This window comes from Agarivorans sp. QJM3NY_33 (assembly GCF_050870865.2).
GTDB lineage: Bacteria > Pseudomonadota > Gammaproteobacteria > Enterobacterales > Celerinatantimonadaceae > Agarivorans.
Window position 1 is genome coordinate 2,927,551 of record NZ_CP194039.2, and the last position, 20,317, is coordinate 2,947,867.

Sequence of the window (20,317 nt, forward strand, 5' to 3'; positions counted from 1 at the left end):
TAGCAAACGTCACCCCTCTCGTTTATTAAATATATTAATAGAGCTTATTAAACCAAACCAACCCCAGCTTCGCTACACTGGACTCGTCCAACATCGGTTTGGAGCTTCTGAACTGGTGAGCGGTGCGTTGCAGGCAGTTGCTTGCAACGCACCGCTCGCCGCCAAACCATTAAGAGGTAGATAACATGACCAAAAATCGTTCTATACTGGCACTGGCGCTCGGAGCATCTTTTAGCGCCTACGCTGCGCCACAGCAACCCAATGTCGTTGCCATCATGCTTGATGACGTCACCACCATGGATATCTCGGCCTATCACCGAGGCTTAGGTGCCATCAAAACCCCCAACATTGACCGCATCGCCAAAAGCGGCATGATGATCAGTGACTACTATGCACAAGGAAGCTCCACCGCTGGCCGCTCCGCCTTTATTACCGGACAATACCCATTTCGCACTGGCTTAACGTCGGTGGGTCAACCGGGTTCCAGCATCGGTCTGCAAAAAGAGGATCCAACCCTCGCCGAAATGCTGAAAGCCAAGGGCTATGCGACGGTGCAGGTGGGAAAACACCATCTTGGCGATCGCAACTCAATGCTTCCCACGGTGCATGGTTTTGATGAGTTTTTCGGCTTTTTGTATCACCTGAATGTGATGGAAATGCCCGAACAACCGGAATATCCACAAGATCCAAATTTTGTGGGCCGCCCGCGTAACGTATTACATAGCATCGCGACCGACAAATTTGATCCGACCGAAGACCCTCGTTTTGGGGTGGTTGGCAAACAAATCATTACCGACCAAGGAAAACTCGGTGCCAAACGCATGGAAACGGTGGATGAAGAGTTTCTCAACTTTGCCACTCAATGGTTGGATAAACAGCACACAGAGGCACCCGAACAACCTTACTTCATGTGGTATAACCCCACTCGCATGCACCAGAAAACCCATGTTCGCGCCGAATATCAGGGGAGTAGCCAAACCAGTGTTTACTATGACGGTTTAAAAGAACTGGACCATCAAATTGGTGAATTGCTCGACAAACTGGAATCGCTTGGCGAAATGGAGAACACCATCGTGATGTTTACCTCCGATAATGGAGTTAATCTCGACCATTGGCCAGATGGTGGTGCGGCTTCTTTCCGAGGCCAAAAAGGCACCACCTGGGATGGTGCCTTTCGGGTTCCAATGCTGATTAGCTGGCCCGGACATATTCCAGAGAACAGCTACAGCGACGGATTTATGACCGCCGAAGACTGGGTACCCACCATCATGGCGGCAGCCGGAGACAGCAGCATTAAACAACAGTTGCTGAAAGGTAAAACCATCAATGGCATCAACTACAAAGTACATCTCGATGGCTACAACCAACTGGACATGCTGACCAAAGACGCCCCCAGTAATCGTCATGAGTTCTTCTACTATAACGAGCAAGATCTAAACGCGGTTCGAGTGGATGAATGGAAAGTGCATTTAAAGACTAAAACCGAATGGATGGCACCTGCAAAAGAGTGGCCCTTGGGTATTTTGCTGAACATTAAAGCCGATCCCTACGAGCGCTCACCCGATACCTACGGTTGGTTTTTGTGGATGAAAGAGAAAACCTGGGTGGTACCAAGCCTGCAGCAGAAAATTGCGCAATACCAGCAATCTCTCAAGGACTTTCCACCACGCCAAAAAGCCGGAGGAATAGGCATGGCAGATAAATCGGTTATCGCCAAGTAACTGACTAGCTTCGGTAGAGGGTTGAGCCTCTATCGAAACGTTAAATCCAGACCAACAGCGGACTTTGCGGCTCATGGACGACTGAACGACAACTCACCAGAGGTAATCCATGACAACTCAAGCACCTGTTCCTTATAGCCTATTCATTAAAGCCGAAGGTGCAAAGTGCAACTTAGATTGCAGCTATTGCTACTACCTTAAGCAAGCCGAGCAGCGCAGCACCAGAATGAGTGAGGCCAAGCTGCAACAAGTGATCAAAAATCACATTCAATCGCAACCCGATTCAAGCCAGCCTGTCGACTTTATTTGGCATGGCGGCGAACCCATGTTACGTGGCCTGGAGTTCTATCAGCAAGCGGTGGCTCTGCAACAACAACATGCGGCGGGCCGACCCCTGGCCAACACTCTGCAAACCAATGGCACGCTGATCAACCAGCGCTGGGCTCAGTTTTTCCGTGAGCACAAATTTTTTATCGGGGTGAGCATCGATGGAGACCAAGTGCATCACGATATCGCGCGGATCGATCATTCCGGTCAGTCGTCATTTCAGCGCACCATGCGTGGCATTGCCCACCTCAAGGCCCATCAGGTTGATTTTAATACCCTGACCGTAGTGAATAATCGCACTTATCAACAGGGCAAGGCTATCTATCAGTTTTTGAAACAACATGGCAGCGGCTACATGCAGTTTCAACCCTGTATTGACCACCCCTTGGACCGGCGTTCAGAACACGACTGGAGCCTTAATGGTAAGCAGTGGGGAGAGTTTCTGTGTGATGTTTTTGACCAATGGAGCGAGCAAGATGTGGGTCAAGTTTACGTGCAATTTTTTGAAAATTGTCTGATGTTGTTGATGGGCTACCCCAGCCAAATGTGCCACCATGCCGCCAGCTGTGGACAACAGTTGATGGCAGAAGCCGATGGTGAAGTTTATAGCTGTGATCACTTCGCCTACTCTGATCACCGCCTCGGCAATGTGCAACAAGACTCGCTGCAAAGCATGGTCAGCGGCCAACAGCAACGTCAATTTGCCGCGAATAAATCGGCGAGCCTTTGCAGCCAGTGCCAAAGCTGTGATTTTTTAGCCCTATGTCAAGGTGGCTGTCCGAAAAACCGTAGCCTCGCCGCTGAACCAGGCAAAGCCCTGAATCAGCTCTGCGAAGGCTATCAAATGTTTTTTATCTATGCACTGCCCCGATTATTAAAGATGAGCGATGCAATGATGAAGGGCTATTCTCCTGCCCACTACAAGATGTTTTAAGCCTCTGTAGAGGCAACCACAGCTGTTTAAGCATAGCAGGAGCGCCCGTGCCTAATCACCAAATGCCATGCTCAAATTCAAGCTAGCATGAAATGGTTGCCCCACTGCCACCGCATAGGCGGAGCTACCAATAGACGAGCTGTAATATTGGGTATTAAACAAATTGTTCAAATTCAATTGCACAGTAATCGGATGTTCGCGCTCGAAGGTATAGGCTGCAAATACATCGGCAACACTGTAAGCTGGCAGGTAAAAAGAGTTGTTATTGTCACCCGCCCGTTTACTGGCGGCGCGAAGCCCCCCACCGTAACGTAAACTCCCCTTACCAGAGAAAAGCGATCCTTGATCATAACTTAACCACAGCGAAGCGGTATGTTTCGCAACGTTCGCCAAACGCTTGCCTGCATAGTCAGGATCTTCCAACACCTTCGCATCCGTCAGACCATAACTGGCAACAACTTGCAATCGCTCGAAAAGTTCACCCGCCACATCCAATTCGATGCCTTGAGAGCGAACCTGACCTGCGGTGCGATAAACCGTTTCATCGTTCACCGTTTCGGAGTAAGCCACGTTTTGCTTAAGTGCATGATAAAACGCCAGCGTCATGCTAAAACGCTGGCCCAGATCAAACTTACTGCCAAATTCGTAAGCCGTGCCCTGTTCAGGGTCCAAATTACCGTAGGGATTGCCAATTGAACTATTCGGACGAAAAGTTTGGCCAACATTAGCATACAGCGAGCTATCCCCAGTCACCTTCCATACCAGACCTGCATTAGGTAATAAGGCGGTGCCACTGGAGTCGGTATTGTGCGCAGCGCCTCGACCAGCATCGATATCAAACTGCTGCATCCGTAATCCAGCAACAGCTATCCATTGCTCATTCAAGTGCAGTTGGTCCTGCAGATAAAACGCACTCGTTGTTATGGTTTCATATTCGCCCACTGCTTGCTCGGCATTGTAATCACAGCCCTGCATCTGTCCATACAGCGGGTCATAAATATTAAAATCTGAGTTGGTATTACAGTTTTGCAGTTTGGAACGTCGAGTTGTTTCATGGTCGAAGGAAGCGCCCAATAATAAATGATGCTGCCCCCCCAGACTGGCGGTCTGGCCGGTGAGGTCGCTGCGAACCGCATGCATACTCCGTTTATAATAGTCTCGAACATCCGCCCGTCGGGTCACATTGCCGGTCGCCGAATCGTAGCCTCGAGTTCGAACCTGATTGGCGACAAAATCATCCTGAGAATAGGCATAATGGAGTGCCACATCCCAACTTGCATTGAGATGATGGTTCAGCGCTAGTTTTGCCAGATCCGAGTCCCCTTCGATTTCCGAGAACACTTCATCGAAACGAAGTCGTGGGTCTGTCGCAACAAAATCTCCCTGAGTCACATCAAAGATGGTGCCGCGATCATAGGGGGCTAAATATTGTTGATGGGTATAAGAAAGTAGCACTTCGGTGTTCATTCCTTGCCAAAGCAACGAAGGTGCAATCGTCCAGTTTCGATTCTGACCAAAATTTCTCCAGTAGTCGCTGTCTTCAAATTCACCAATCAGTCGGTAGGAAAAATCACTATTGCCGAGCTGCCCGGTCAGGTCGCCCCCCAACACCTCGCCAAAACGCCCTGCCCCCAAGGCAGAATACTTTGACCAAACTTCAGCAGAAAAAATTTGCTGTGGTTTTTTACTCACCACATTTACCATTCCGCTTGGGTCGAGCACACCATACAGCGTAGAAGAGGGACCCTTTAATACTTCGACATAGGCGGTGGTTACATTAAACGAATGAGGAAAAGCCGTCTTTAAACCATCGCTTAACAAAGAGCCATCACGACTAGAGCCAAAGCCGCGGCGAATAATTGCGTCTTCTTTCCCACCAATGGTATTGGTTTCGCTCACGCCACTCACATGAGAAAGAGCATCGATCAGGGAGTCACTGGAGCGGTCTTTGAGCTGCTGAGGGCTGATCACGGTTATCGATTTTGGGATGTCCATGACAGAGGTGGCTGTTCGTGTCGCCAGCGAACTGTTTGCTAAACGATAACGGTCTTGAGCGGCTTGAACCTTCATCACCGTAAGCTCTAAGGTTTCCTTGGTCAGGCTGCTTTCAGTCGCAGCATACAGTAAACGAGGACATACCAGTAAAGTAAAACCCAAAACAACGCGGCACTGGCCTGCCTGTCTAGAAGAAATATTGAATAACATCGATCATTCCATTTATACGATGGCTACACTGCAAACGGGTTATTTTTCAGCCTATCGCCACAACTTAATTTAACAAGACCATAAATGTTACGTGATTTTCACCTCAATAGAAACTAAAATGCGAATCGTTTGCGTTACTATTTGTATGAAATTTAAACATAATTTAGGCAAACATCGATGTCACATACGACTATTACCACCTAGGAGATAAATAAATGGACAAGCGCGCTCAGCCGACCTCAGAGCCTGCAATCCTGCGTGCTGAACATTTAGATGCCGGACACGCAGGCCATAACGTTCTAAAAAACCTCAATCTCAAACTGGCCTCCGGAAAAATGACGGTGTTACTGGGACCTAATGGATCGGGGAAGTCGACCTTGTTAGCCAGCCTTTCACGTTTATTACCAGCCCAACGAGGCTCTGTCTTTTTACAACAGCGGAATATAGCTGATATACCCAGCAAGCAAGTGGCCCGTACGCTTGGCTTATTACCACAACAACCAAGCGTGCCGGAAGATCTCAGCGTTAAGGATTTAGTTGCCCGGGGTCGCTTTCCACACCAAGGCTTGCTCAAGCAATGGAGCGAACAGGATCAACAGGCCGTGGCCGAAGCAATGCGGTTAACCGCGACCACTCATCTTGCCGCAAGATTGGTCGATAGTTTATCCGGCGGACAGCGCCAGCGCGTTTGGATAGCCATGATCTTAGCGCAGCAAACCGAGCTGATCTTGCTAGATGAGCCAACTAGCTTTCTCGACATGCGCCATCAGGTTGAATTGCTTGAATTATTACGAGATTTAGTCAAGCATCACGGGCGAACCATTGTTTGTGTGTTGCATGATCTCAACCTAGCTTTGCAATACACCGACCATCTGGTGTTCCTTAAACAAGGTCAGATCCTCCATCAGCTTGAGCATCCAAGCCAATGCACGACGGCCATCGTGGAGCAGGTATTTGAAACGCCACTATTGGCAGTGCCACATCCCCAAACTGGCTTACCGATTTTTTTAAGCAAAACCGCTCCCAATCAACACCAAGCCCAAAGCGCATGAACATATCAGCACTTAGCCCACCGCGGCAGCTTCACTTGACGACCAGCGGACAGCTCAGCTTAATGCTGCTTGTCACGCTCATATTAGGCTTGGTACATCTCATCGAAGGGCCACGCGATATTCCCTTCAGCAGTTTGGCCCATGCCATTATTGACTACGACCCAAACAACTTTGAGCAACGGGTATTGATAGCACTGCGGCTGCCAAGAGTTACGGCGATCCTGCTTGCAGGCATCTGCCTCGCTATAGCCGGATATTTAATGCAACTCACGCTGGCTAACCGTCTCTGCGAACCCCATATCTTAGGTCTTAATGCTGGTGCCAGCTTAATGGTGGTAAGCCTGACGGCCTTTCCAATTGTGCCATTAATTGGCCCTTTACGGCCGCTGGCTGCAAGTATTGGTGCCGCCATCATGTTCAGCATGGTATTAACGCTAGCCTCCTCTGGACGCAAGGGTTTACAGGCGCTGAAACTCATTTTTTGTGGCATCGCGTTTTCCACTCTCGCGAATGCCATTAGCGCCACCATCTTGCTGCTGGATGAAAACACTCTGGACGAGTTGCGCTTTTGGTTAGTGGGTGACGGGGCCAGTGCGCAACTATCCACAGTGCTCGCCGGCTTGCCTTTTATCGGCCTGGCGGTGTTGATGAGCTTGCTACTACTGCCGCAATTAAATGCAATGTCACTGGGCGACAATATGGCTCGAGGTTTAGGAGCCTCGGTTAAGCTGACCCGATTTTTTGCCCTTTGTGCCGCAGCGCTGTTAAGCGGAACTGCGGTATCCCTAGTGGGACCGATTGGTTTTGTGGGTTTAATCTCCCCTTCAATATGGCGGGGTGTGCACGCCCGTCCCACGCGGCAATCAATGCTGCTTATTGCACTCACCGGGGCGAGTTTATTACTGGCTGCCGACCTTGCTGCCACCAGCATCATCTCGCCTCAGGAGTTACCCACGGGAGCCCTAACCGGATTGGTTGGTGCCCCGGTGTTTATGTGGATTTTCACGAGACGGATACGATGAACAAAGCAAGCGCGTTGACCCTGCGCACGGGTCCTTTTTCACTCACATTTCATTTATTGCCGCTGCTCAGCCTGGCGGGGCTGAGTATGACACTCGTTGCGGTGGCAATGACGGCCTTGCTCACCGGCAGTGAAGCTGTGCCCTTCGACACATTGTTGAGCTATTTTCATCTGGGAAGCCTCGACGACTCGGCGGCTCAACAGGCTGATTTGTTGATCCTTGATGCGTTTCGTGCGCCTCGGATCTGCTTAGCCATGTTGTGTGGTGCAATGCTCGGCTGTGCTGGTGCGGTGATGCAATCTTTAACCCGAAATGGTTTAGCCGATCCCTCCATTTTGGGGGTACGCGAAGGCGCTGCGTTAGCAATTGTAAGCGTGATACTGATGCGCTCAGAGCTGGCGTTAATTTGGCGCCCCTTACTGGGGATGGCTGGGGGATTAGCTGCCGGACTGTCGGTTAAATTGCTCGCCAAACAGAGTACCAGTCTGCGTTTGGTGATGATCGGCATTTGTTTATCGTGGTTATTATCCGCGGTGATGTTTATTTTGCTATCCTCAAGCAGTACCCAAGATCTACAAACGGTGATGCTTTGGCTTGCCGGCGATCTGCAGTCGGCAACCTGGTCCAGTGTGCAACTTGCCAGCTTGATATTGCTTAGCTGTGCACTGATATTAATCCTGTGCTGCCCCTCGGCAAATATAGAAGCACTGGGTGACGCTCTGGCAACAAGCCTTGGTGTGCGCCGATCTTTAATTGCCAGTTTGCGTTTTTGCGCAGCCGTTTTATTGGTGGCCACCAGCGTATCGGTCGCCGGGGGGATGGCCTTTGTTGGCTTAATTGCACCACATCTCGCCCGTTTGCTGGCAAACAACAGTGAACGCAGTTTGCTGCTCGGCAGTGGCGTGATTGGCGCTTTATTGGTACTCAGTGCTGATACCCTCGCCCGCGCCGCCTTTAGCCCACTCACCTTACCTACGGGGATTATATTGTCAGTGCTTGGAGCACCCAGTTTAATTTTCCTTCTTTGGATGCGCAGGGATCAATTTTGAAATTAATTCGTACGGTTTTATTCACTCTGTGTTGCTGTTTCTTAAATAACAGCAATGTATTGGCACTCACCACCACCTTCTATATTGATGACCTTGGCAGAAGCGTAGCTGTGCCGGTGCACCCGAAACGGCTCGTGTCTACCTACGACGTAGATATCACCATTCCGCTCATTGAATTAGGTATTTTGCCTATCGGCAGTCATGGTCGACTGAATCGTAATGGCACTCCCTATCTGCGCTCCAGTGCACGATTAACCGGTGTTGATTTCGATAACAGTTCAATCTCTTTTATCGGCGCCACGAAGCTTGATCTGGAAAAAATCGTGAGCTTGAAACCCGATTTGATCATCACCGAAAAAAACCGCTCAACTCCAATTGAACTGTTAGCCAGGATTGCGCCAACGGTGGTCATCGATAGTAGTAAAGGGGCGCCGCAGGTCTATCGCAAGCTGGCTAAATTAACCGCAAGCCAAGTTCAACTTGGCAGACTAGAGCGCCGTTATGCCATGCAAATCGCCGCGCTTAAAAATAGCATCGGTTCGGCCACTATCACCGCATCGGTATTTCAATCACTACGTGGCAAACTCAGTGTTTACCATAGCTATCGCGCCTTAGGCCAGGTCTTACGTGATGCCGGTTTTCATTTTCCAGAGTTAATCAATGCCATCGACCCAGGCCAGCGTATCTCGCTCAGCGTAGAGCGCCTACCGGAACTGGATGCCGACATTATTTTTTCCCCCTATCGCGCCGATCAAGCTAGTGGCGCGGCAACTGAAATAGCGCATATGAATACCATGCTGGCAAACTTTTGCAACTTTCTGCAAGCCTGTCGAAGTGGCAATTATGTATTGGTGCCACGCGACTTGGCCATCTCAAACTCTTATGCTGGCTTACAGGCAATGGCCACTATGGTACAAGCTCACCTTATTGCCCGGCCAAAACAAAACAGCTTGCCGGACGAGCCAATAAAGCCTGCCGACTCAGCCTTTATACCTTAAAGCTGCCCACCTGCTTGTTCAGCTCTTGGTATAAATCGGAAATATTATGCGACTGAGACTGAATTTCATCCGCGACATTTTGCACACCATCGGTTTGCTCTTTTAAAGAAACAAGATTTTGATTGATTTCGCTGGAGACTGCCGATTGCTCCTGAGTCGCCTGAGCCGTGTGATCGGCCATTTCCTGAACCCGCCCAAAAGACGCACGAAGCTCATCAAATATTTGAATAACCTGACTAAAGTTATCAACCGTACTCTCGGCATTTTTCCGACTATTTTGAATGGCACTTGAGGAACGTTCCACGTTTACTTTCAACTGTTCAATCATGCCCTCAATTTCATTGGTACTGTCTTGGGTACGAGTCGCTAAGGTTCGGACTTCGTCAGCAACCACCGCAAATCCACGCCCCTGCTCTCCGGCTCGAGCCGCTTCAATCGCCGCATTCAAAGCCAGCAAATTAGTTTGCTCGGCAATTTTACGGATCACCTCTAGTACTGAGGCGATGGTTTGTGAGCTTTTTTCTAACTCTATAGATTGACTCTCGGTCACCTCGATATCATTGACCAAGCTAGATATGGCTTGATTAGAGGTATTGACCGCGGCAATCCCCTGTTTGGAAAGCTGGTTGGAGTTATTCGCTTCCTTAACTGTATCTTTGGCAACCTCAGCCATTTGCTGATTAGACATATTCATTTCGCTACTGGCACTCACAATTGAGTTTGAGGCATCCACTAAAGCCAAGGTGATCGCGCTGGCTTCACTGGACACACCGTTAAACTGTTCGGTCATCCCTCCTAAGGCCTCACTTTTATTGTGAATCACTTTAATAATTGAACGTAGGTGCTCAACAAAACCGTCAAACTCATGAGCGAGGTCACCTAGTTCGTCACCAGCGCTGGAATTAATACGAGCAGTTAAATCACCATCACCCTCGGCGATTTCTTTAATTCGATTGGCCATATTTTTTACGTTACGCGTCAACAGCAAAGGCATGTAATAACCAAATCCGATCGCGACGATAAAAGCTAATATAATGATCACCATGGCAATACTTTCTAGACTTTCCACCTGTTCTCTTAAAATTTCATCACTCTCTTGAGATTTTGCTCTAACGTCTTCTCCGGCTTGATCTAATTGAGAGCGAACCACTTTAAACTTTTCATCGAGCCGCATTAATGCCTCAGAGAGTGCACCGTTAGTCTTGACTTCAGTGGATTCAATAAAAGCAATACTGTTGTGATGCCACTCGGTAAACAAGGTATCAAGCTTCTGATAAGGTTCCGTTAAATTAGGCTCATCAATTAAGTAAGCACGATAGGCATGAAAACGTTGCAAGGCTTGAGCGGCATTTTTTTTAAAAGAAGCTTTATTCTGCTGCGGCAGACCATCGTGAATCATCAATTTCTGCATCGCTAAGCGCGCTTGATAGATGTCCACATCTGCTTTCAGTACTTCAGATATAGCTTCAACGTAACGATTCAGTGTAGCCTGATCGATGTTTTCCGCTTCCAATTTCTGAGTATGTTCATTCAGCTTCTCTCCCGCTTGGTCAAGCATCTGCCGAATCACTCCAAATTGCCGATCCAACTCAATAAACTCAGGGCCAAAATCAACCCCCTCTTTTGCAGATGCCATGACGAGTTCGCTCGCAGAGTACCAATCCTGAAAATACTGTTCAAATTGGGTGTAGGAAGCGAGTAACTCGGGTTCACTTTCAAGATTCTTACGATATAAATGGAAACGGTCCAGTACCTGTTGGGCATTTTCTTCAAATTCAGCTCTATTCTCAACGAGAGCCCCTTCGCCACAATAGATTTTTTCGATTGCTAAACGCGCCTGATAGATATCTCGGTCCGCATTTAATACCGCCGATATTGCTGCAAAATAATGCTCACTCTGAACGGTTAGAGCTTTTTGTTGAATAGAAGTCATAGCTTTAGAAAAAATAAATAAGCCAACCAAAATAACCGCCAGCAAGGCGGTTGGAAACATCGCCTTTAATCGAATAGAGTTAATTCGCATGTTCATCCTTTATATGCATGTTATGACGCCATACAACTAGTCTAGGTAATAGATACAAAAAACAACAAAAAAATAATCTTAAAATCAATAGCGATTTTTTGGTCATAAATATATTTATTCACAAGCTTAATGTTTTGCGACACAGCAAAGATTATTAGAAGCAACATCGTATTGAATCAAAGAGCATCAGCCCTCTTCTCCGTTGTCTTAATGGGAGCGACAAAACCACCAACACTCATCAAACCAAAAGGACGAACAACATACACTTAGTGGAAGACGACTCACTTGCAGGATTTTATTTTAAACTACGCACAACGCCATCAGAATACAAAAATCCATATAAACAAATCAGTAACTTAAGGTGGTCTATTTTTTGTTCCGGTGTTACTGGTACATAAAACTCTGGCATTCAGGAAACAAAACCCATGGAATGTCCACTGGGTTTTGAACAAGCGAAAATAAATCGCTTAAAGAGTTTGTTTGATCACCTGTGGCATTGGATATTCATTATCAAGCACTTGTTGAGTCGGCTCATATAAGCGAAGATGCAAATAAAAGTCATCTTCTGGTGCTGGTAGCCAATTACAATGCTCGCCTTCTGGACGTTGATGTTGAATGCAAATCGGCAAGGTGCCATCTGTCGCATACTTCAACTCTTCAGGACGATTAGTGGAAATCGAATAACGATTGATTTCATTCTCCACCATAAACAAATTTGTAGCATCGTACATAGTTAAGGACCAGAACTCTTTTGCTGGCGCATCCGCTGGCATGGTCATTCGATACTGATATTTACCCGATAATTGCATACCTTGAGAGTCGGTGTAGCGGTTTGGGTAAAGTGCTCGCTCTGGCACATTTAAGCCAGCGGCGCGTAAATTAATACTCGCGCGGCTCAAATAATCCTGGCCATAACGCCCCCCTTCAAACATCATCGACCAACCGTGACTAGTTGCGCCAAGTTGACGACCTGCGTAGTCAATAATACGGGCTGAAGATTCCACCGCACGCAGCAAACCGCGTTTTTGCGCTGCAGAAAGCAGCTCCGAATTAAAAGGCGTTTCTCCTCCAATACCAATGTATTTAAATTGCGCCACCATAGCGGCATCTTCGGCTAAAGGGTTTTGTCTTAATTCTTGATCAATTAAGGCAAACCACTCCAAACCTTGGGGACGAGCCATTGGCGGAATACCACCTGAAGATTGTTGAAGGCTAACTACGCCGTGAGACTCACCGTATTCAGATAAAGGATAATGGATAAAACCGTCATGTACTTCAAGCGCCGCATCCAGATCTTGCTCTCCTGCCACACCAGTACGTTGAATATACCAAACCATGGGGGTACGTGACTCAATCACCCCGCTAATGCCCTCTGGGATTTCCCCCTGCCAACCCTGCTGGACCAATAAAAACTTAGCCCCTTGAGTGCCAGCATTTTGCTTAATAAGGTCATCGATAGAATCAGAGTAGGCATCGAGCAACTGAACAATAAAATAACGGTTATCGGTTCTAGGGACTTCGATAACCATCGGCCCAGATACATCCAAATCAATATGTGATTGAGAGTATAAGGTGTCGTTGTTTACCGTAGGAACAATACGGTGTTGCGGACCCGATAAGACGCGCGTTTTGCCCATTTGATTTAGCGGTGCCATCGCGTTATCCATCGGGGCTGTCACCGATGTAGAGGTTTGGCGAACGGCTGCCACAGTGAGCGGACCCGTCCCATAAATAAAAGCTTGTACCCCGAGATGATAAGCAAGCTCCTCTTCAGCGCTGTGTTGAGACTGCGCGAAACTAGAAAGAGCAAAACCTGAAGCAAAACAAAACATGACTGCGGAACAGAACTTATGGTTCATTTAAACCCCTTATAAAGTGAATCATTAAATTACTTTATAAGCCTAACAAAAGCGCTTTCCTCCCCCCATCGATGAATTTCTATAAGCTCCATTAGAAATATTAATAATGCTATTCACCATCAATAATTGCGGAAGCTTCCTCAAATAGCCAGTTGGTAAGCGGGTCAATGCGATTTCGCTGATGGGTAAATAGCGCAATACTTCGGAATCTGCTTTTATTAGGCAGAGAATGAGGTAAAGGCTCGAAGCGAAATTTATAAGGAAATCGAGCAGCAATATTCCTAGAAACAATACCAATATAATCACCATCAGCAACCAAGGCTAACATTAAGCCAATATCACTGGTACGCACACTAATCTTTTTGTCGAGCTCAAGAGACTTAAGTATCTGCTCACTACGAGAGACGCTGGATTCACCAAAGATTAAATTAATACACAAGGGATAAGCTAACACGGCACTGAGTTCTGAGGACTGAAGCGGATGGTCTTTACGCATCACCATTACAAATTCATCATCACCAATATCCTTTTGCAAAATATTTTTATTGGTTTCCATGGGTAGATAACTAAAACCCCAGCATTGGTTTTTTAACTCCAGATCTCGCTGAGCCTCAAAGCCCCAATGGTAACACTCGACCGTAATTAACGGGGCCTGAGCACTAAGCTTACTCACTAAGGGGGCGGCGAAAGAGCTCATTAAAGGGGGGGACAATATCAAGGTGATCTCGCCTTCGAGCAGGGAAATGTCCCAATTTTTCTGGTTAATATATAACGAATCCAATTGATCCAGCAGCGCAGGGAGCTGCATCAGTAACTGCTGACAACGCACCGTTGGCTCCAACTGATTTTTGTCTCGAACAAACAGTGGGTCATTAAATTGCTCACGTAGTTTTCGCAGCATGACGCTGATCGTTGGTTGACTAAGGTGCAACCGTTTCGCAGCTAATGTTGTTTGCCGCTCTTCGTTTAACACCAGTAACAGCCGCAATAAATTAAAGTCTTTGATCATCATTGGGTATCATTTTCAACTAAAGCCCTATAATACAACAATGGCTTAGCGCAAGCTGCAATGCTACGAGTATTTATAACTCAGACCCGATTTTAATATTATCGAGCTTGGTTGAGCTGGCAGTTTTTTGCAATAGAGAACCGAGCTAAATAACAAGATCAAAAATAGTCTAAACTAATACAACCGCATCAACTATGTGGAACTTATGAAAAAGCTCTCAACAGGGATAATATTTGCACTTTTACTCTATCCGTCATTTCCAACATTAGCGCTCCATTCGCTAATTCTTAGCAATGGCGAATGGGAGCCTTATCTATCTGTAAATTTGAAACACGGTGGCGTTGCTTCACACATCGTGAGTGAAGCATTCAAACTTCAAGGGATCGAGGTTCATTATCAATTTTACCCTTGGAAAAGAGCCTACCTATTAGCTGAATTGGGTGAAGTCGATGGCTCGCTCATTTGGTCTTACAATGACAATCGCGCGCAACAGTTTTTGTATAGTGCAGACTTCGTAATAGAGGGGACTTCGGTATTTTTTCATCTGAAAAGTTTTGCATTCGATTGGCATAAACCGCAAGACTTATATGGCGTTAAATTTGGTGGGGCGGCGGGTTATAAGTACCAACTACTAGAAAAACTAGAGAGACAGAAGCTCATCACAATTGACCGAAGTAAGTCGGACCGCAGTAACTTCGCTCGCTTACTAAGAGGTTATATTCAAGTTTTTCAACTCGATAAAGCTGCTGGTTATTATCTATTGCAGCAATATTTTAATCCCAATGAAATCGCTCAAATCACTCATCACCCCAAATCAGTCACGAGCGATCGTTATTACCTCATCATTTCTAAACAAACACCAAATGCGCAACAGCTGATAGCTAAATTCAATCGAGGGCTAAGCCAATTAAAGCAAAGTGGACGTTATCAGCACATGCTTCAAGCCTCACTCGATGGTCAGTATATGGACACCGACATGGAACCATAAACGATGATCAAGCTATTTAGTTTGACCAACAAACATCGCCCCTATTGCTACTCACAACTTATAACTATTCACAAGCCGTTTAAGCTCGGTGGCCAATGCAACGACACGTTCGCTAATAATATGCTGCTGGCTGGCATCATGCGCGGTGACGTCAGCGATATCTTGAATGCTCGTCACATGCTGATTCACCTCTGAAACCGCTTGGTTCTGCTGATCAGCGGCTTGCGCCACTTGTGAGTTTAGCTGGGCTATCTCGCGGCTTTGTATGGCAATATCTTCCAAGATCGCACATAACTCTTCAATACTCGTTTCCGAGTTACTAACTGCAGTATTCGCCTCGTTCATCACCGAAATCACACGATCTTTTTGTTGGGTCAGCTGCTCATTAATCTGTTTAATCTCCCCTGTCGACTGATGGGTTCGACTCGCTAACGAACGCACCTCATCTGCTACAACCGCAAACCCTCGACCTTGCTCTCCCGCTCGCGCTGCTTCAATGGCGGCGTTCAAGGCTAATAGATTGGTTTGCTCAGCAATAGCTGAAATGGCTTCAACCATCGAATTCACCCTTTCGCTTCGCTCGCCTAATTCAAGTAAGCTTTCGTTGGCATCTTTTACAATCGCCACTAAGGCTTGCATATAAGCAAGTATTTGTTGCGCCTTCTTCGCACCAGACTCAACATGTAGACTGGCGTGCTGGGTTCGGTCGGTGGTGAACTGCGCATTTTGTTTCACATCATTCGATGAGGCTTCTATTTGGACTAAGGTGGTCGCAACAGAATCGGTTCCAGCCTTCAGCCTTGTGACTGATTGTTCAGTTGAACCAGCCACATGACTGACCTGCTCGGCAGTATCATGTAATTCGTCACTACTACTCGTCAGCTGAGTTAAACTCTGTTTAAAACTATTCACTAATGATTGTAACGAAGCATAAACGCCACTAATTTCATCGTGGTATTGATCCGAAAAATCCACAGCTAGATCTGAGTTATCAGCCGCTTTCAACAAACGATTACGCAGTAATTTAAGACGCTTTGCCACCGCACTTCGAAAAATCAAGGCCAACATCAACATGCCAATAAAAAAAACTACCGTTAACAGACTGGCTTGCTTAAGCAGTGCGCTATAAATAATTTTTTGAGCGCTGGCGAGTGAAAATGCAACTTCAATCACCGCTGCGGTCTCGCCTTCCTTACTGGTCACATGACAAGAAAGGCAATCAACACCGCCATGATCGCGGCTCATGATGATAGGTGTCAGTACCGTCAGCGCAGATTGTTGTTCAATCATACTTTGCTTAACCACCGTTTGCCCAGTGAAAGCCTGACGTTGATTGTCGGTTAAACTAACCGAAGCTTCACTGGGATGAAACATCGCCTGAATCGATTCTGAGCGAATCAGTTTGATATCAAGGATATTCTCTTGGCTAGACATCTTTTTATGCAATAAATTTTTATTTGCCATCGCCCCCGATAACATCAAAGTATTCAGGCCCTCGAAATAACTTTCGCTCATGGCCTTAATTTGCTGACGAGCCATCGCTTCAACCAAAGATTTTTCGTGTTGATAGGTGTAGTTAAGGGTGATGATCAACAGCGAGCAGCCCACCACAAGCATCGTCACATATAGTTTTGTCGCAATGGATAAGCGCCCCCAAAAAAAACTCATAACTGTCTCCCATACTTGAAGAAATCAGTGCACTAAATTATTCGGATTCGGGGTAAAAAATTGCTCAACACCAGTCTTAAGGCGATTCACAACCTCTACTTTGCTTACCGTAAATCAGTATCTGATATGCACTTTAAATACAGCATCAGTAAAGCGCTTCATTGCCATTGGGCTAAATTGATTTTATTCGCGTGGCAAGCCCCTACATTCTCAAACAATTCACATAAAACTGGCGAATTGTTACTAAAATATGAATTGCATCGTAAGTTAAGCCTACATTACCCCACTCGGCAAGATTCAAAAAGTCCAGTTCACCGCGATGTGATGCGCTTATCGCTTCCACGCAAAATAGAAGTAGAATCAAATGATAATGTGAAATATACAAGGACAACAACAGCGCCCAAAAAAACACGAAATGTAAAACAAGGAGGGAGAAACCAAGCCTTTCGATAAAATAATATCAGTTTGGGTTCACGATTTTTTTAAACACACTGCTAACAATTATGACATTTATTGTCGCAAGCTAAAGGCATCTAGCGCTTCGGCGGACCCAAAATATCCTCAATGATATAAGTTTACCTCGCCTAAGCCGATCATATTCAAGGATTCATATATAAAAAGAGCTACTAACAAACTTAGCAGCTCAATCATTAAAGCAAGGAAGCCGGAACAGCTAACGATTGAAGGAGATATCTGGTATCACTGTCGCTCCGCTCCCCAAAGACCTAAGCCTAATACACGCGGCTTAGCCCCACTTCATTTCGCCCATGGCCACTTTTGCACCAATTTGTAGGGCTACGCCCATTCCAGCATTCGGGTAACGTTTCGTCATGGCTTTGATAAGCTGTTCGCTATTCGTAGCTTTAGCGAGTTCTTCTTCAAAAGCCAATAAATAGTCTCGAGTATAACGAATAGCACTGGCGTCAGTCGGTGCATCGGGACTCATGTGCCCAGCAATCACCATCTTAGGTTCACGCTCAAGCATGGCATTCAGATTGTTGATCCAGGCTTCACGCCCCGCTGCACCAGCGGTATCAGCGGTCCATACATGCACCCCTGAAAATACCATCACACCACCCAAAATAGCTCGACTTGAAGGCTCCCACAAGTAACGACGGTTGGCTAAACCCTCTGCGTTGACGATATCCAAGTGATGCGATTCGATACGAAGAGAAGATTCATCATAGGCTTCTGGTAGCACAATATCGTCCATGGTTTGTGGACCATTCGCTTGAAGTTGAGGCCCCCAAATAGCGAGTTTTTTCTTCACATTAGCTTTAATTGCCTCAATCGTTGCCGAAGCAGCAATCACCCGTACATCAGGAAATGCCGCTTTTATCGGCGCGAGACTGAAATAATAATCGGGATCGCTTTGACTCACATAAATAGTGGTTAAGGTCTTACCCGAAGCATTAATAGCAGCCACTAAAGCCTGACCGTCGGGGTAAGTAAAACCACCGTCAATCAACAGCGCGTCATGTTCGCCGCTAAGCAATACTGGAGCGCGATAAAAGCCGTGTTCTCCAGCCGGAAAATGCTGCACCTTCAATGCAGACTCTGCCGCAAATGCAGCACCGTTGATACTAGAAACTGCAACGATGCCAGCCGCGATAAACTTCATAAAATTATTTTTAATAGACATTATCTTTCCTTTTAAATTGTAACTAATCGCACATTAAGAGTGCAGAAATAAATAAGCTTAGCTAGCGCTCTAAAGCGCTTTAAGCTGACGCAATAAAGCTTGTGAGTCGGCATAAAAATCTGCTGTAGATAATTGCACACGACGTCCCTTAGACTCAGCAATCAAACTTGGCACTCCACGGGCAGCGAACTCTTGCATTAAATTTTGAGCCTGCTCGAGGCGCTGTTGATTCGCTTTGTGCAACTCAGGGCTGTCTAATAATGCAACTGCATCGCTAAGTCCTAATGTATGTAAGGCCTGCTCCAAGGTCGCTCGGTCAGTGACATTGCGGCCTTCCACATAGCGAAGTTTCTGAATCGCTTTCAGCATCTCCAGCTCTTTTTCTGGCTGGGTTAAAGCAACCGCCGTCAGCACGATTGTTGGCAAGCTACTGTCAAAACGTTGCTGATGATCAGCTAATACACGGTGACGATATTGTTCACTAAAAGGCTGTCCAGTTAGGCTGGCAATACGCTGATCATTTGACCAGGCAAAAGCTGCAAATTCTTCGTTCATCGCTCTTGAGCCTGCGCCGGAAAAAAGTCCAGTGGGTAGCAGTTTGATATGAACTTGCTCGCTAGCGTTCGCGAGCGCTGAAAACGCAGGGGAGATGCCGTAGCACCAACCGCATAATGGATCGAATAAATAGTTAAGGGTGATGTTCATTGTTTATCTCCTCAGTTAAGTGTAGCTACTTTAAACCGAATACATTGACAGTTAAACGCATTACATATATACATATAGTATGCTAAAAATAAACAATAAGACTGAAACTAACTTAGGTGACCTCGGTAACATGCGTCGCTTAGTCTATTTTACCGCTGTGGTAGAGACGGGTTCCTTCACCGCAGCAGCCGAGCGTCTCGGCATCACCAAAGCCGTGGTGAGCCAGCAGGTCGCTAGACTGGAGCAAGAATTCCGAGTATCGCTATTAGTACGAACCACTCGCTCAGTTAAAGTCACAGATGTAGGACAAGCCTTTTACCAACGCTGCGTATTAATTTTGCGTGAAGCGGAAGAGGCCTTCGACGAATTAACCGACACCGTACTTGAACCTTCAGGGACCTTGCGGATCGCCGCACCTTTCGATTACGGGATCGGCATTATCGTCCCCACCATTGCTGCATTCACCCGACACTATCCAAACTGCAGAGTAGATGCCGCCTTAAGCGATCAAACTGTCGACATCATGTCTGGACAGGTTGAACTGGCAATCCGCGTTGGTTGGCTTAGCGAAGATAACCTGCCCGTAAGACGAATTGGCGAATTTCAACAATTTTTAGTGGTATCCAAGTCGCTGCATGCTCAATTACCAGAACCGCTGAACCTAAAAGATCTAAGCCAATTACCGTTCATCGCCAACACCGCATTAAATAATCCTTTACGCTGGAATTTTTTATCCGATGATGGTGAGCAGCAAAGTATTGAGATGCAAGCTTCGATCTACTTAGATGCCACGCTCGCAGTACGAGAAGCAGTACTTGCCGATGCTGGCATCTCCGTATTACCTGATTATGCGATTGCCGACGATCTTGCCGCCGGCCGATTAATCAAACTTCTGCCACAATGGCAGCTACCGAGCGGCGATATTCATGTGGTCTTCCCTTCGGCCCGCTTTCGCCCAGCGAAAGTAAGAGCTTTTGTCGACCTCTTAATCGAAAAGATAAATGGATGAGCGCCAACAGGATAAGACTTAGCACCACAGAAGAGTGCAGCCAACAAGTTCTCAATTGCTAAACCGCCCCCTTAAAACGATGACATGAGCGCCAACAGGATAAGAC

The 20,317-nt window shown here is 46.7% G+C and carries 15 protein-coding genes; 8 read left to right on the forward strand and 7 right to left on the reverse strand.

Going from position 1 to position 20,317, the window contains the following annotated elements:
* The first annotated feature begins 185 nt into the window (after positions 1 to 185).
* Complete coding sequence (locus ACRRSY_RS13185) at positions 186 to 1,721, forward strand: sulfatase-like hydrolase/transferase (RefSeq protein WP_432463373.1); 1,536 nt, start codon at positions 186 to 188, stop codon at positions 1,719 to 1,721.
* A 109-nt stretch (positions 1,722 to 1,830) separates the two neighbouring features.
* The gene (locus tag ACRRSY_RS13190; protein ID WP_432463374.1) at positions 1,831 to 2,982 is read left to right on the forward strand and encodes an anaerobic sulfatase maturase; all 1,152 of its coding nucleotides are present in this window, start codon (positions 1,831 to 1,833) and stop codon (positions 2,980 to 2,982) included.
* A gap of 51 nt (positions 2,983 to 3,033) precedes the next feature.
* Here ACRRSY_RS13190 and ACRRSY_RS13195 read toward each other — a convergent pair whose 3' ends face one another.
* Positions 3,034 to 5,187, reverse strand: coding sequence for a TonB-dependent siderophore receptor (locus tag ACRRSY_RS13195; protein WP_432463375.1), 2,154 nt, complete (start codon positions 5,185 to 5,187; stop codon positions 3,034 to 3,036).
* A 215-nt stretch (positions 5,188 to 5,402) separates the two neighbouring features.
* On the opposite strand from ACRRSY_RS13195, the gene ACRRSY_RS13200 reads away from it, so the two are divergent.
* The 4 genes from ACRRSY_RS13200 to ACRRSY_RS13215 are packed head-to-tail and all read left to right on the forward strand — an operon-like array spanning position 5,403 to position 9,308.
* A complete protein-coding gene (locus tag ACRRSY_RS13200; RefSeq protein ID WP_432463377.1) occupies positions 5,403 to 6,239 on the forward strand; it encodes an ABC transporter ATP-binding protein in 837 nt (278 codons plus the stop codon).
* Complete coding sequence (locus tag ACRRSY_RS13205; RefSeq protein ID WP_432463378.1) at positions 6,236 to 7,261, forward strand: FecCD family ABC transporter permease; 1,026 nt, start codon at positions 6,236 to 6,238, stop codon at positions 7,259 to 7,261. The genes ACRRSY_RS13200 and ACRRSY_RS13205 overlap by 4 nt, the downstream gene beginning before the upstream one ends.
* Positions 7,258 to 8,310, forward strand: a complete 1,053-nt coding sequence (locus tag ACRRSY_RS13210; protein WP_432463379.1) for a FecCD family ABC transporter permease — start codon at positions 7,258 to 7,260, stop codon at positions 8,308 to 8,310. Before ACRRSY_RS13205 ends, ACRRSY_RS13210 begins: the two co-directional genes overlap by 4 nt.
* On the forward strand, positions 8,307 to 9,308 hold the full coding sequence (locus ACRRSY_RS13215) for an ABC transporter substrate-binding protein (RefSeq protein WP_432463380.1): 1,002 nt from the start codon (positions 8,307 to 8,309) through the stop codon (positions 9,306 to 9,308). The genes ACRRSY_RS13210 and ACRRSY_RS13215 overlap by 4 nt, the downstream gene beginning before the upstream one ends.
* On the opposite strand, the gene ACRRSY_RS13220 is transcribed toward ACRRSY_RS13215, so the two are convergent.
* The 3 genes from ACRRSY_RS13220 to ACRRSY_RS13230 form a co-directional block, all read right to left on the reverse strand.
* Positions 9,298 to 11,331, reverse strand: a complete 2,034-nt coding sequence (locus ACRRSY_RS13220; RefSeq protein WP_432463381.1) for a methyl-accepting chemotaxis protein — start codon at positions 11,329 to 11,331, stop codon at positions 9,298 to 9,300. The genes ACRRSY_RS13215 and ACRRSY_RS13220 overlap by 11 nt on opposite strands.
* A 467-nt stretch (positions 11,332 to 11,798) precedes the next feature.
* On the reverse strand, positions 11,799 to 13,190 hold the full coding sequence (locus tag ACRRSY_RS13225; RefSeq protein WP_432463382.1) for a DUF1254 domain-containing protein: 1,392 nt from the start codon (positions 13,188 to 13,190) through the stop codon (positions 11,799 to 11,801).
* A gap of 109 nt (positions 13,191 to 13,299) precedes the next feature.
* Positions 13,300 to 14,202, reverse strand: a complete 903-nt coding sequence (locus ACRRSY_RS13230) for a LysR family transcriptional regulator (RefSeq protein ID WP_432463384.1) — start codon at positions 14,200 to 14,202, stop codon at positions 13,300 to 13,302.
* A gap of 202 nt (positions 14,203 to 14,404) precedes the next feature.
* Between ACRRSY_RS13230 and ACRRSY_RS13235 the strand changes: the two genes are divergently transcribed.
* Positions 14,405 to 15,187, forward strand: a complete 783-nt coding sequence (locus ACRRSY_RS13235) for a substrate-binding periplasmic protein (protein ID WP_432463385.1) — start codon at positions 14,405 to 14,407, stop codon at positions 15,185 to 15,187.
* Positions 15,188 to 15,238: 51 nt separating this feature from the next.
* On the opposite strand, the gene ACRRSY_RS13240 is transcribed toward ACRRSY_RS13235, so the two are convergent.
* The 3 genes from ACRRSY_RS13240 to ACRRSY_RS13250 all read right to left on the reverse strand — a co-directional run bounded on the left by ACRRSY_RS13240 (position 15,239) and on the right by ACRRSY_RS13250 (position 19,202).
* The gene (locus ACRRSY_RS13240; protein WP_432452742.1) at positions 15,239 to 16,855 is read right to left on the reverse strand and encodes a methyl-accepting chemotaxis protein; all 1,617 of its coding nucleotides are present in this window, start codon (positions 16,853 to 16,855) and stop codon (positions 15,239 to 15,241) included.
* Positions 16,856 to 17,600: 745 nt separating this feature from the next.
* Positions 17,601 to 18,497, reverse strand: coding sequence for an MBL fold metallo-hydrolase (locus tag ACRRSY_RS13245; RefSeq protein WP_432452741.1), 897 nt, complete (start codon positions 18,495 to 18,497; stop codon positions 17,601 to 17,603).
* 69 nt (positions 18,498 to 18,566) lie between these two features.
* Positions 18,567 to 19,202, reverse strand: a complete 636-nt coding sequence (locus tag ACRRSY_RS13250) for a DsbA family protein (RefSeq protein WP_432463386.1) — start codon at positions 19,200 to 19,202, stop codon at positions 18,567 to 18,569.
* Positions 19,203 to 19,332: 130 nt separating this feature from the next.
* On the opposite strand from ACRRSY_RS13250, the gene ACRRSY_RS13255 reads away from it, so the two are divergent.
* Complete coding sequence (locus ACRRSY_RS13255) at positions 19,333 to 20,211, forward strand: LysR family transcriptional regulator (protein WP_432463387.1); 879 nt, start codon at positions 19,333 to 19,335, stop codon at positions 20,209 to 20,211.
* Positions 20,212 to 20,317 lie beyond the last annotated feature (106 nt).